Origin of the sequence: Motilimonas sp. 1_MG-2023, from assembly GCF_030547455.1 — a bacterium.
Taxonomy (GTDB): Bacteria; Pseudomonadota; Gammaproteobacteria; order Enterobacterales; family CBDFNC01; genus Motilimonas.
On the sequence record NZ_JAUOPX010000067.1, the window covers coordinates 1 to 12279 of the forward strand.

Below are 12279 nucleotides of genomic sequence, written 5' to 3' on the forward strand. Positions count from 1 at the left end.
GATCCTTCAAGCACGATTTTTAGATCAGTCGATTTGGATCACATATAAATTTCAAGAGGGGGCTGGTGAAAGGTTACATTCAACAAGCCTTAGGTGAGCATGCAGATTGTCAAACTAACGAACAAAAAAATGAAAAGTAATATTTAAACCAATTATTGATGTCATAGGGGCTCGTTAATGCCACAAGTTAATCAAACATCATTAATGGATGATTACCTAAAATATGTTGAACAATACAGGGTCGCATCGTCTTTTCTTCCTGAAGCTGGAACACTTTTTCCCAATCAGCAAGTAAGAGGATTACTGATAGAATTAGCGTTCAAAGCATATTTATGCGCATCTGAAAAAGACGTTCGTCAACATGATTTATTGTTACTTTCTAACGTAGCTAAGCAGGAAGGGTTAGTTTTAACGCCCGAAGACATATCAAACGTTATCATACCAACAAATAACATTTATTTCGAAGGAGGCCCCTGGAACTCAAGATATTTATGTCGGTATCCGAAGCCTGATAGAGGTACGATCGTAACGCTTACACCAACCCATTCTATGATAGATAACATGGTTCAACGTATTATTCTGCAGACAAGAGCCAAATTGTTTACTGAACAAGAGTGAACTGATTGACTCACCAGTAGTAAGTTTATCTAATTATTCCTAAAACAACTCTCTCTGGCTGCGCTTTTGGTGCAGTTTGCGCTGCTCTTGCACGATGCGGTAAATCTGCGGCTCGGTCAGTTCGTGGTGCTCTTGCACGATCAACTTGATGCTTTTGCCGTGATACCAGTCGTTAAAAATGTCGATGTTACGCAGTGCGCTGAGTAGTTTATCGCCCTTGGGCAAATAACGAAAACGCCCACCTAAGTAGTGGGCTTGTTCGGCAATTAAGGTTTTGGCTATTTTGCGCGGTTGGGGGATGCTTAGCCGCGTTAAACGGCTTTCAAACACATCCACCAAATCGGCGAGGTATTCGGGCCAGCTGGTTTTAAACTCATCATCTGGCACGTCTTCAATTCTGGCCAGCAGTGGCTCGACTAAGTCATCACTAAATAAGCTGTGTTGCTGTTCGCTCATGATTGCTCCTGCTGGCTATAGGGACTAATAGGGGGCGTTAATGTTTAGCTCAAAATCTTGACCACACTGAGTGCAAGTTAAGTCGTGAGCACCAACGGTAATATCATAGTTAAGGCCATGTTCACTGGTCCGTTGTGGTTTATCACAGTGTGGGCAGTCAAAGGCTAACTCCAATTCAACATTCACTTCAGCTAACATGGCGATCTCCTTTAAACTTGGCCATTTGTTCTTCAAATTTGCGTTTATTCTCGGCTGCGCTTTCTGGTCGCCCTTGGGCTTTGATTTCCACGTTGCCTTTCACTTCAGGTTTTAAACCTCTGTTAAAGCCGTCTGAAACCGTGTTTAACACTTGTTTAAGGTAGTTGTGATTCTTCAATGGCTGCGCGTTACTGCCTTCTAATCGCTTGGTCTTGATGCTACTGACCGTTTGGTAAACGGCTTCACGCAAGGCGTCGTGATTATGGGTTAATGCCAGCACCTCACTGATTAGCTTGGCGGCGCGGCTTAGGCTCAAATCCGACTTTTCAGGGCGAAATAACGCGATGTATTCCATTAACTGACGCCCGAAATGCTTATCTAACTTGGCCAGTGTCGCCATCACTTCACGGCCTGCGTCGTCTTCAATTAACTGCTGTAAATACAACTGACTTTTACAGATAGGACAACGGCCTAATTTCATGGCTGCTCCCCTTGTGCTTGCTGAAAAATATCACAGATAGTTGCGTAAGATGCGCTTTGCGATTGATTTTTTGTCAGCTTGTCGGCTAGCTGTTGGATCATTTCTCGCTGATGCCACTTTTTCAGGCTTTCTAGCACGCGACTGGCTTGGTTGGATTGCAGCCATGTCAGCTGAGCAATCCCGGTGATGCGTTTGCTGTAAGCCGTTAATGCACGCTCTGAGCCATCACGAACAAAACCTTGCTGGTGCATGGTGCGCCAAATAGCGTTGATTTTCGCTAGCTCAGGCGCGCGCACGGCCTTGGTTTTGTTGGCTGGCTTGCGGGTTGGCTTTTGGGTTTTAAAGCCGCGCTGTTCAAACGCGGCCATTACCGCCATTAGCTCAGGTAAGCTCATGGCGCTGCAGGAAGTTTTGCCCCCTGTGGCACTGGCTAAGATGGCTTGGTAAATATCATCGTCTAGTTTGAGCTGCGCTTTGGCGATGTGAATGCGCGTAATTAAACTCTTGCGGTGTGCTGTGGTCATAGGGCCTCTACTGTTGGTCGGTCGTTCTAAGCGCGTCGCGGCTAAGCTGGTCGCGCCATAGGGTCATTTCTTCGGCTAATGCCAGCCAGCCTTGCTGCTCGGCGCGGGTGGCTAATTGGCTCAGTTCGCCGCACAAACTCAGCACGGCGTTTACCTCATGGGTGATGACACTGCGGCAGATCAAGCGCGTGAACGCGGTATCAACTGCTGCTTTGGTGGTGTTGGTATTGCGGTTCAACATAGCGTTTCCTTTTTTATGCCGCTTGAGTAGGCTGCTCATCAGTGCCTAGCCGCCATGCTAGGCAGACGCCGTGGGGACGGCGTTTCGCTTTTATTGCTGCGCAAGTCGCTTTTGATTGCACACGTCCTTATTAGCCAAAATGATGTTCTTTTCCAGTTGCTCGTAGAACGCTAAGGCAATGGCGTCGGCAACGTTTTTTCTGTCGTGTTCAATATGCGATACCCAATTCACCACGCCCTCATCGGTGCAGGTAATTTCTACGGTAATCAGTGCCATTACTTTTCCTCCAGTAAATGCCAGCGAGGGATGTTCTTTTCACACCACGCCCGGGCGGTTGCTTCGGTGTAGCCTTGGCCGCTGTGCAGTAAGTAGTTAATCAATCCTTGGCGGGTTGGCATGGCTCGGCCTCTGCATCGGTGGGTTCGACGAACATTTGCAGATCTTTTTGTTTGGCCAATACCCGCTTTAAGCTTGCGAACGTGGGGAAAAAGGCTTCGTAATATTCAAGCTTCTTATGCAAATCTGGCATCCAACGCTTAGCCGCGCGCTTGCCTAGCTCTTTCTCAGCCTTCTTCACGCGAGCTGCTGAGTAAAGCGCTTTACTGCGCTTACGCCAGACCAGCGCCACAAACGGATCATAGTGTTTGCTGTCTATCCAGCCCGAAGTGGGCTTAATGGAACCGTCGATAAACACCACGATCGCCAGTTGATTTTCAGTAATCAATCGCTTCTCAAGGGTAAGCGTTCGGCCTTCTAGCATCAGTTTGACTGTGCCATATAAGCCACTTAATTTGCTTTCAATATCCGCCCATTGCTCTTTGCTAATGCTCATGCCAACTCCTTGGGCAGCGCTTTGATCGTACCTAGCGACAATTGCCATAATGCGGTGCGGTGTTGTTGCTTCTTTTCTCGCTCAGCGTTGCTATCCCACGCAATAACTTCCTGATCGTCGTTAATCGCCACCACTTTGATTCGTTTTGGTTTGAGCATGATGTCTAGCTCAATATCGGGGTTACTTTCCAAATAGCGAAACATGACTTCGGCTTGGGTTTTGCTGATTGCGGTGCGCTCGATAAGGCGGCCAAGTTGAAAAAACAGGCCGTCTTCTAGCATGTACTGCGCAATGCGCCGCTGGCGAGTTTGTATCTCGGCGCGGGTTTCTCGTTTAGTTTTCATGGTGCATATCCATTTGAAATAAAAATAAATAGCTTGGGCCCTGGCTGCTCGTCAGTGCCTAGCCACCACGCTAGGCAGACGCCGTGAATAACGGCGTTTCGCTGGTTATAACTTGCTAATGTCGAGCGGGATTTGTTTGTATCCGCCGTTGGCTTGGCGCTCATAAAGGCGCAAATAAGCGCTGGTGCCGCTGATTTGGATGGAATCAGCGATGGCGTCCATGGCTTCGATCCAGTCGCTGTCGCTAATGTCGAGCTGGCGCAAACTGAGCACTTGGTTTACGTCGATGTGGCCTTGTTTGTTGACGCGAAAGGCGTGGTCGACCAAGGCTTTGATTTGATCGCTTGAGCCTTCCGACCAGCGCTGGATGCAAACGTCGATTTTGGCTTTGGCGGCTTGGATCCGTTCGTCAAATACGCGGTGCTCCCCAACGGCTCGCTGCAGCTTATATTGGCCGTCAAAGCTCATTAAGGTAACGTTGCCCTTGGTGCCGCCGTATTTCACGCCGTATTCTTCACCTGATAGGTAGACAAAGTCGGCCACTTGGTTCATGGCTTGGGCTTTAAACACGGCTAAGCGCTGTTGCTCGACTCTGGCCATGGTTAAGATATTGCGCACGAGATCGTCACGTAGTAGATCAACTGCTTTAATTTGGCTGTCGGGTACAAGGTGGCCTAGGCTGTTTAGGCGGTAGCCTGCTGGCACGGATTGAGTTTGGTTTTGCTGTTCCATTTTTGTTCCTTTTTACTGCTTGGTTAGCTAATTTCTGTTGGGTGCTGGCGGTTTTGCATTGGTTGACATAACAACACTAAGCAGCCTTTAAATTGGGCCGGATACACTACCCGACTCTGACCATTGAAATATTCGGTGATGCCTTGGGTGTGTGGCGGCATTGAGACAAATTCTGGCATGCAGGCCACTTCGATTACGGGTTGGCGAAAACCCATACGGCTGCTGATCACGTCAAAGCCAAGTTGTTTTAAGCGTGTTACTTGCTTGGTTAGGTGGTTCATTTTTGTTTCCCCGAATAGTTTTTTTCCCATAACTGCTGGTTGTATTTGGTGGCGAGTCGAACCAGCTCTTTTTCCAGTAGCTGGCTGAGTTTCATCATGTCGCCACTGGCAATGCGCCTTAGGTAAGCCAGTTGGTTGTCTATGTTGTACAGATCATCGCTAACTACCTTCACGTCGATGCGCTGGGTTTTGGCGGTGGCCGTTAAACTGGAATGCGGGCAACCACTGCGGCAAGCTCGGTACAGTTTGACGCGCTCTCGGTTTGATGATGAAAAGGGCCGCTTTTGATGCTCTTGGCATTCATTGACGGGAATGATCCCTTTTAGTGGGCAGGTCACGTTGTGATCCATGAACATGCCTTCTACTTTCACCTTTAACGCGTCAATTGAGCCTGGATAAATACCCCTTAGCACTTGGCTTAGCATGGACGTGCTAACGCCTAGCTTTTTCGCCATTTTGCTTTGACTGTTGCCGCTGCGGTCTACTTCTTGTTGAAGCACGCAAAGCCAGTTTTCTTCGCTCATACTCTCTCCTTAAACGGATAGAATTTGTCTCGATTGGGGCATTTGATTCCGTCGGGTGTCGACTCGGGATGCTTTGGCCCTAGATCTGCGTTTAAGCGGTATATTTCGCCATCGGCTGTGTCGATTTTGCGAATGATTTTGGCCCGCTCTAACGCGTTTAAATACTGTTTACTGGTGCTTGCTGCTGCTTCCGCCGTTGCTTGAACGTCGTATAAACTGAACACTTTTAAGATCCGGCAAGTGTTCCAAATACGTTGCAGCACTTTTGGCCTACTAACTTTTTTCTTAACGCGCCGTGTTAAGGGGCTGTAGTTTTTCACCTTGTAGATGTGGTTCAACATGGTGGTTCTTACCTCGTGTATGACGATGCGCTCTTCCTTGAGCATTTCCCTTAAAATGACACGGATCATTTCGTTGTTAGACTCCGTAGCAAGCACTAGCTGTGTGCCCGTAAAACCGGTTTTGCCGAACTGGCACATGTAGCGCCAGGCTTCTCGACGAGTGGACATACAGCACTCTCCTTAGGTTGGTTGACGTAAGCCGTGGAAAGGTTGATCGCCCCAATCATCTAAGGTGACGAGCTCGATTTCGTTGGCGATGGCCAGCGCTTCGATTTTGGATAAGCCAATGACTAAGCGGCGCATTTCACCACATGCACTGCGGCGCAAGTGGTCGAGTAGCGCTTCTTCGAGCACGATGCCATCTTCTAACAGGTAGTTAGCCATGATTTGCACGTCTTCTAGGTCGGCTGGTTTAAATTCAACCCATTCTGATATGCGGTTATAAAACTGCTTGCGGGTACTGATCCGTCTTGCGATCTGATCCATGCCGATGAGAATGACGGGTACTTCGGTGCCGTCGTAGATGTCACGCACGGTGTCGAGCATCCGGCTATCGTTCATCAGGTAGTCGGCTTCATCAATGAACAGCGGTCTTTCGTACATGCTCATTTGCTCGATGATGTAGTCAACGCATTTGCTGATTCTGTGCATTGGCGATGCGCCGAGCTCTTCTACAATACGACTGACTAAACTTGATGTTGAGTCATGGGCTCTGGCGCTCACATAGATACCATTTACTTGGTTGTATAAGTAAGTGGTGGCGGTGGTTTTGCCTTGCCCAGATGGACCATGTAATAGCGCAATGCCTGGCACACCGTAAGAGCGCTGCAGAAGATTCTGGAAGGCGATCTGGGTAGCCGATACGTTTTTGACTGGTGCAACTGCTGGTTTCATTGCTATACTCCTTGAGGTTAATTTGTAGCAATCTTTAATGGTTTGTTTAGGTTAATGGGCACGTTATGCTTGGCGGCGACGTGCCAAAATCTCTTGTATTGCTTTCTTGAATAGCCTGTTTTCCCTCATGTATTTGGTTAAAAATTCCTGTTCGATTTCTGTTAGATCTCGGGTTAATGATTGTTCGGCTATCATTTGCGCTTTGTCATGTAAGTTTCTAATTACCTTTCCTTTTTTGTTGTTTAAGTCTTGCTCTCGACGCTCTATCGCTGCCCTTGCCTGCTCTAACGCTGCCAGCTCTTGGTCGCTGTAAGCTTTTTTGCTTTGTTTTTGTTGCTCTACCGCTTCACTGAGTGCAGAAATAGCTTTGTTATCTGATATTTCCCCTCTATGGCTAAATTGAGCCAAGGTGTTGGCGGCTTTTTTCGCGGCAAGGGTCTCTGCGGCATGGGTTTCAATGCCAAAGTCTTCTTGCAGCTTTTTCGACGCTTTGCGAAAGGCATTCAGGGTTTTGGTGTGCTCTTTACGCTTTTCTCTAAATTGCGCGGGCTCGATTTCGTTACCGACTAAGCTGGTGTTGACGGCTTCGACGAATACGCCCCAATCATCAAGGGGATAAAGCGTGGCACGACCAACATCAGTGGGATCAAGAAATACGCGAACACGTTTGCGGTTCCAGTTTGGCTCCATTAGCTCTGGCGCGGTGTATTTGACGCTTCCCGCTGATACTCTGCCGCGCAGAACGGTGGCGGTGCCAACATAGTTAAGCAGTAGATCTAGGCTATGCGGCTCGGCGATGTTCTTCGGGCTATAAGCCGATTCAAGGTATGCCTGAAACGGTGTTTTGCCATTTAGGCCATCATGAGCGCGGTGGTGATAGTCGTGCTCTACCCAGTCGTTGATCAGTTGCTCTAGCTCGATGGGAGTAAGGGCAAGACTGATGGCTTCTTCTTTGGTTTTCTTTTTCCCTTCACCAATACGTTCGGCAAATGCTTTGGCGGCATCAATTTGTTTTCTGTCTGCTACGCAGTGGCCAATATAACCAGGTAGTAGCTCTAGAAATGCGTGGCTCATGGTTTTGAAAAAGCGCTCGATAAAGGGTTTTTCCCAACCACTGAATGGCCGCGCTCTTGATTGCTCAATTCCCAGCATTTGGAATACGGCAGTGACGCGCTCTGACACGTAATCTGTGCCGTTATCGGTGCGCACGACGCCTTTTTCATTGGGTAAGCCCCATTCCAATAGGCATTTACGCAATAATAGACAGATGCCTTCTGAATTTGACGTGGGTGCAAGTAGCAATTTTACGCGCCTTGTTTGCACGTCAATGGCTCCAATCACGCTGTATCTCACGAGGCGGCCATTGTCGTTGAGCATCACGTCGGTGGGCGTGCTATCGAGTTCCCATACGTCGTTTGGCTCGGTGATCCAGTTGTACATGGTGCCAAATAGTGGTCGAAATTGGCTGTTGTATTTGTCTGGATTGGTGACATAAGCAAACGCTGAGCTGTTGTCTTCCTTCCACTTGCTGAGCCATCGCCCTACCGACGATGCGCTTGGCAGATCCCAGTGTGGAAATGCAGCATATTTATCCTCTAGCATGCGTTGCAATACGTTTGGCTTGCTTGCTAAGTGTGGTTTAGCGGTGATGATGGCAACAAGAAAGTCTTTCATGTCTGGCTGCAGTTCAATTTTATTGGGCTTACCTTGATGCAGGTAGTTGCCCGCAAGACGAGCAATGCCCTGCTCTTCAAGCTGCTTTTTCCAGCGGCGACAACTTTGCCAACTTATTTCAGCCACGGTTTCATATACCCACTTGGGCATATCAATCGAACTTGAGTTGTACATGGCACAAAACTTTTGTTCACCTTGGGTTGTTTGCTTGGCCTCTTTGAAGGGTTTGATAAACACTTCTAACGCCTGCACGATTTGCATCCGCGCTTTGGCGCGTTGCTGGTTTTTGTCGTTTAAGTTGTTAAAGGCAACAATAGAATTGGCTTTCGCTTTAGTGCGTGTTTGCTGTATTAACTTTTCCTTAGCATTTAATTGGTTAACGGTTGCTTTAGCGATCACTTCCATCTCTGACGCTGGCAAGTTGCTGTTTAACTTGGCCGCTGATAGATGGGCTTTGGTTTCATAAGGCAACGAGGCAATATGATATTCAAGCCCTTTACCTTTGGCTTTGGGGCGTGATTGCCAACCTTCTTTTGTTGCTCTTAACCGAATGTTACGGGCGTTTTTTGCCATGCCTGGCACGCCTTCCAGATCGGTTGCTGAGTACCAATCAGTCATCATTGGCTCCTGTGTTTAAGTTCACTCCTAAGGTGTGGGATAAGTCCTGCATGATTAATCTGTATTCCTTACCCTTAATTTTTGTTTCATACTCAGGAGCATGGATATTGATGCACTTTTGTACGGTTCGTGGCGTATAGCCATGGGCCAACGCCCAGCTGCGACAGCTAAAACCAACTTTCATTAGTGCCGCTCGTATGTCTCTGGCGGTGACTATGTCCATTTTTTTGAGTACACTCCTAGACGTGTATTTATGTTCGCAGTACGAACGTCAATATAGAACCAAAGTTCGCAATACGAACTTTGGTTTTTAATATAGCCAAACTTTTGTTTGCGGTAAAGAACTTTTGTTCGATCCGTTTCAAACTTTTGTTTATATCAAAGCAAATCCTATTAACTGGTTGATTTATAAGAATGAATAAAGAAACGGATCAAAAAGCACAGAATCGGATCAACGATCCGATTCTCGGCGAGGAAATCGGATCATTTGCCGAACGTCTTCATCAAATAATGGGAGCAGACAAACCAAAAGAATTAGCAGATCAGATAAATGTTTCTGACACTTCGGTTCGTAAGTATTTAAAAGGCGCGGTGCCTAGCTTGGATATAGGTGCGCGAATTGCTGATGTTTATGGTGTGTCTTTGCTGTGGCTAGCTACGGGTAAAGGTGAAAGCAGTGATACCAGCCAACAAGATGTACAGCACCATGCAGCCGTTGAGTTTGATGAAGAATTTGTTTTGGTGCCTGGCTATCATGTTCAAGTGTCAGCGGGTAACGGCTCATGCGCCTTAGACGGCCCCGTTAAGCGCCATTTGGCCTTTAGAAGGAAATACTTAGCATATCGCAAGCTAAATCCTGACAAGCTAGCAGTGGTGTTTGCTAAAGGCGATTCGATGGAGCCGACGATCAAGGATAACGATTCGTTATTGGTGGATTTATCCAGTAATACGGCCATTGATGGCCGCATTTTTGTGGTGAGATTAGGCGAAGAGCTTTATGCCAAGCGGATCCAGAAGAGTTATGACGGTTCAATTTTGCTTATCAGTGATAACAAAGAATATAAAGAGCAGTCGATTTCCAAAGAGAAGTTAAACGATTTGTGCATAGTTGGCCAAGTTGTTCAAAGAATGACTGATTTGTAAACGGTCTTTAAACGATCCCTTTCTCAATCTTGTCGTTTTTTCATTTTAGATAGACGCTTTGCACAAAAGGCGTCTTTTTCTCAATCTTGTCGTTTTGTCGCCTGAAATCGGATCAAACCTTTAAATCCCCATAAACAAAGGCTTTCCCACCAAGTTTCACCCCTTCCCAGATATTCCCATGTTTTTCAATATTAAAGGTGGGTTACATTTGATGTAGCGAGTCGGCAATTTTGGAAACAAAATCCGGTTAGAATGAAAAATCATCGCCAAAGCCCTATTTTACTAAGTTTACTTGTTAACCACCTGTTACTAGGGTCTGTTGATCTTTCGTGATTGTTTTTGCAGCGAATTGTTGGGTATTTATACAAGGCAGCGACTTTGTGGCATAGTGAACTACGCGAAAAGGCGCTAACGCAGTAGAAATGCCCAACAAACGCTGTCCTACGGATTCGGCTAAAAGCGTTTTGCCCAGCGTTGAGCAGTATTTACTTAGAATGCTAAGCTACACACTGCTCGTCTTGCTCAAAACGCTTTTATCTCGAACAAAAATTAACCAGCAAAGATCAACAGACCCTAGCTATATAACCATTTGTACCTGTAAATTAAGTCCATTAACCGACAATACTATTCATGCTCTCAGATAAATCTATGTAACTTCATCCATGTCTCATCTTTACAGAAAGCTGTATATAAACACAGTAAATATGAATTATCAAAGAGTTTCGTGTGTTTTTACCAAGCCTATTGTTACACCCTCCATCTAGGCAAACACAGCGACTAACAACCCATAGTTTGCAGGGATATGGCTAAGGAAGACCACCTGTTCGGCATAACAGGTTTTGGTTAAGTGCGTAACGCGCTGCTTACATCAAATCAGATTCACCGAATTAGTGGGACGCGCAAAGCTGTAGCCGTCTGACGCGCTGCAGCAAAGATAATGAGATCGATTTTGTTATCAAGTTTCACCGCTAGGGTCATCTTGGTCATTCACATAACTGCTTTTAATATGGCTAAGGTGAAGTTGATTACGGTAAGGCTCGCTTTGTTATGATTTTAATACCCGTTGCAGCTTAGATACTTACCATCCAATCGACAAATTACTGAGCCTTGAAGGCACAATGGCTAGGTTAGGCTATTTTTACCTTACTTGTTGGCGCGGTGCTATTGGACCTAAGAAGATTTTAAATACGGAAAGAGCATTAAGCGTATGTACAATACAAAGTAGTCATCTGCTAGGAAGACTGAGCGAGTACATTTAATCAAAACATAAAAAGAGGTAACTCAGCCAACAGCAGCTCCCAGAGCCTAAGCAAGTTATTTTTCAGACTCATATTTCACTTCAGCATTGATTCCAAGTTGGCTACCTAAGTTACCGACAAAACGAAATACATTTAGGTTATGACCAAATAGACTTGTTGTCTCGTTGGTTTCTCTGGAGACTTCAATCAATTCACGCATATCAATCATGTCACCGAAGTTGTCCTTATTAACATCATATTTCCCCCAATATTGACTGGTACCATCAGGCCCGGCCCGCTCCATTTCGGTGTACTTTAAAAAATTCTCTTTTATGCCCTGCGCTAACCAAACAAAGCTGGTGTCTTCATTCAATATGTTTTCTAAATAGCTTTTTTCAGTGTCAGCGAGTTTTCCTGTCACCTCAATTGCCCCTTCGGTATTAACCGAGAACCCCCATTTTTTATCAGCTAGTTTTGGGTTTTCCGCTTCGATTTTTGACATAAATTCATCATAATAGTCAGTCATTTGGTCTGCTGCATGAAACATGTCACCTCCGAGATAGAGCTGGCCTATTGCGATGACCCTCATCCTCTGACGCTCTTCTATTTCAGAAGTAGTATATTTAGATTCAGTGATCACCATCGGACGACTGTATACAGGATCAGGCTCTTGATCCTTTCCCTTATGATAGGTATCGGCACTCAAAGTAGGCAGCGTATCTTGGCTTAGGGGCGTAGAGCTTTCTTGTACTTTGTTATGATTAGTATTGCTTAATATTGTTGCCATTAAATTATTTGGGAATAGGCCAAATTTCATCTCATCCTCGCATAAGTCATGTTGACATCACAAAATATGAATTAAATGTCATATCGGCTGCTTTTTTTGAACCTTTAGTAACTAATTTCTTAGTTTCAGTTGCGCTATCGAACATGTTTTATACGCTAATGGCTAGTATTTCAGCAGCCAGTCGCTAAATGACACTTTTTATCTGTTCAAGTGTTGACAGCCCTACGCCCGAGTTTTAATATGCGCCCCGTTGTTGTGAGACACATTGTGTAAATGATTCCTCCTTAGCTCAGCTGGTAGAGCGACGGACTGTTAATCCGCAGGTCGCTGGTTCAATCCCAGCAGGAGGAGCC

General features: G+C 46.1%; 19 protein-coding genes, 1 tRNA gene and 2 other RNA genes. 3 read left to right on the forward strand and 19 right to left on the reverse strand.

Translation table 11 applies throughout. The features are described from left to right. The first annotated feature begins 177 nt into the window (after positions 1-177). Positions 178-618 carry a hypothetical protein gene (locus Q4519_RS20600; RefSeq protein ID WP_303515635.1) on the forward strand — a complete coding sequence of 147 codons (441 nt, stop codon included), beginning with the start codon at positions 178-180 and terminating at the stop codon, positions 616-618. A gap of 39 nt (positions 619-657) precedes the next feature. Here Q4519_RS20600 and Q4519_RS20605 read toward each other — a convergent pair whose 3' ends face one another. The 18 genes from Q4519_RS20605 to Q4519_RS20690 all read right to left on the reverse strand — a co-directional run bounded on the left by Q4519_RS20605 (position 658) and on the right by Q4519_RS20690 (position 8981). After that, complete coding sequence (locus Q4519_RS20605) at positions 658-1074, reverse strand: Mor transcription activator family protein (RefSeq protein ID WP_303515636.1); 417 nt, start codon at positions 1072-1074, stop codon at positions 658-660. A 24-nt stretch (positions 1075-1098) separates the two neighbouring features. Further along, a complete protein-coding gene (locus Q4519_RS20610) occupies positions 1099-1272 on the reverse strand; it encodes a hypothetical protein (RefSeq protein WP_303515637.1) in 174 nt (57 codons plus the stop codon). Further along, positions 1262-1753, reverse strand: coding sequence for a hypothetical protein (locus tag Q4519_RS20615; protein ID WP_303515638.1), 492 nt, complete (start codon positions 1751-1753; stop codon positions 1262-1264). The genes Q4519_RS20610 and Q4519_RS20615 overlap by 11 nt, the downstream gene beginning before the upstream one ends. After that, positions 1750-2277, reverse strand: a complete 528-nt coding sequence (locus Q4519_RS20620) for a gp16 family protein (protein WP_303515640.1) — start codon at positions 2275-2277, stop codon at positions 1750-1752. The genes Q4519_RS20615 and Q4519_RS20620 overlap by 4 nt, the downstream gene beginning before the upstream one ends. Before the next feature lie 7 nt (positions 2278-2284). Next, the gene (locus Q4519_RS20625) at positions 2285-2518 is read right to left on the reverse strand and encodes a hypothetical protein (protein ID WP_303515643.1); all 234 of its coding nucleotides are present in this window, start codon (positions 2516-2518) and stop codon (positions 2285-2287) included. A 25-nt stretch (positions 2519-2543) separates the two neighbouring features. Beyond that, positions 2544-2608: hammerhead ribozyme type II (locus Q4519_RS20630), an RNA gene on the reverse strand. Next, positions 2609-2794 carry a hypothetical protein gene (locus Q4519_RS20635; protein ID WP_233051972.1) on the reverse strand — a complete coding sequence of 62 codons (186 nt, stop codon included), beginning with the start codon at positions 2792-2794 and terminating at the stop codon, positions 2609-2611. Then, on the reverse strand, positions 2794-2916 hold the full coding sequence (locus Q4519_RS20640; protein ID WP_303515648.1) for a hypothetical protein: 123 nt from the start codon (positions 2914-2916) through the stop codon (positions 2794-2796). Before Q4519_RS20640 ends, Q4519_RS20635 begins: the two co-directional genes overlap by 1 nt. Further along, positions 2895-3350: a hypothetical protein gene (locus Q4519_RS20645; protein WP_303515650.1), complete on the reverse strand. Its 456-nt coding sequence runs from the start codon at positions 3348-3350 to the stop codon at positions 2895-2897. The genes Q4519_RS20640 and Q4519_RS20645 overlap by 22 nt, the downstream gene beginning before the upstream one ends. Then, a complete protein-coding gene (locus Q4519_RS20650) occupies positions 3347-3694 on the reverse strand; it encodes a hypothetical protein (protein ID WP_303515652.1) in 348 nt (115 codons plus the stop codon). Before Q4519_RS20650 ends, Q4519_RS20645 begins: the two co-directional genes overlap by 4 nt. 38 nt (positions 3695-3732) lie before the next feature. Then, an RNA gene (locus Q4519_RS20655) (hammerhead ribozyme type II) lies at positions 3733-3798 on the reverse strand. A 1-nt stretch (position 3799) separates the two neighbouring features. Next, positions 3800-4426 carry a DUF3164 family protein gene (locus tag Q4519_RS20660; protein ID WP_303515654.1) on the reverse strand — a complete coding sequence of 209 codons (627 nt, stop codon included), beginning with the start codon at positions 4424-4426 and terminating at the stop codon, positions 3800-3802. A 23-nt stretch (positions 4427-4449) separates the two neighbouring features. Beyond that, positions 4450-4707, reverse strand: a complete 258-nt coding sequence (locus Q4519_RS20665; RefSeq protein ID WP_303515658.1) for a hypothetical protein — start codon at positions 4705-4707, stop codon at positions 4450-4452. Next, entirely contained in the window at positions 4704-5231 is a 528-nt protein-coding gene (locus tag Q4519_RS20670; protein ID WP_303515661.1) for a helix-turn-helix transcriptional regulator, read from the reverse strand. The genes Q4519_RS20665 and Q4519_RS20670 overlap by 4 nt, the downstream gene beginning before the upstream one ends. Then, the gene (locus Q4519_RS20675) at positions 5228-5740 is read right to left on the reverse strand and encodes a hypothetical protein (RefSeq protein WP_303515663.1); all 513 of its coding nucleotides are present in this window, start codon (positions 5738-5740) and stop codon (positions 5228-5230) included. Before Q4519_RS20675 ends, Q4519_RS20670 begins: the two co-directional genes overlap by 4 nt. A gap of 12 nt (positions 5741-5752) precedes the next feature. Beyond that, positions 5753-6466 (reverse strand): AAA family ATPase, encoded by a 714-nt coding sequence (locus tag Q4519_RS20680; RefSeq protein WP_303515664.1) that lies wholly within the window; start codon positions 6464-6466, stop codon positions 5753-5755. Between the two features lie 63 nt (positions 6467-6529). After that, positions 6530-8758, reverse strand: coding sequence for a DNA-binding protein (locus Q4519_RS20685; protein WP_303515665.1), 2229 nt, complete (start codon positions 8756-8758; stop codon positions 6530-6532). Beyond that, positions 8751-8981: a hypothetical protein gene (locus tag Q4519_RS20690; RefSeq protein WP_303515667.1), complete on the reverse strand. Its 231-nt coding sequence runs from the start codon at positions 8979-8981 to the stop codon at positions 8751-8753. The genes Q4519_RS20685 and Q4519_RS20690 overlap by 8 nt, the downstream gene beginning before the upstream one ends. Before the next feature lie 191 nt (positions 8982-9172). On the opposite strand from Q4519_RS20690, the gene Q4519_RS20695 reads away from it, so the two are divergent. Continuing rightward, positions 9173-9901 (forward strand): S24 family peptidase, encoded by a 729-nt coding sequence (locus Q4519_RS20695; protein WP_303515670.1) that lies wholly within the window; start codon positions 9173-9175, stop codon positions 9899-9901. Between the two features lie 1314 nt (positions 9902-11215). Here the strand turns inward: Q4519_RS20695 and Q4519_RS20705 are convergent. Further along, the gene (locus Q4519_RS20705; RefSeq protein WP_303515673.1) at positions 11216-11956 is read right to left on the reverse strand and encodes a hypothetical protein; all 741 of its coding nucleotides are present in this window, start codon (positions 11954-11956) and stop codon (positions 11216-11218) included. A 248-nt stretch (positions 11957-12204) separates the two neighbouring features. Here Q4519_RS20705 and Q4519_RS20710 point away from each other — a divergent pair. Further along, positions 12205-12277 (forward strand) — tRNA-Asn (locus Q4519_RS20710). Positions 12278-12279 lie beyond the last annotated feature (2 nt).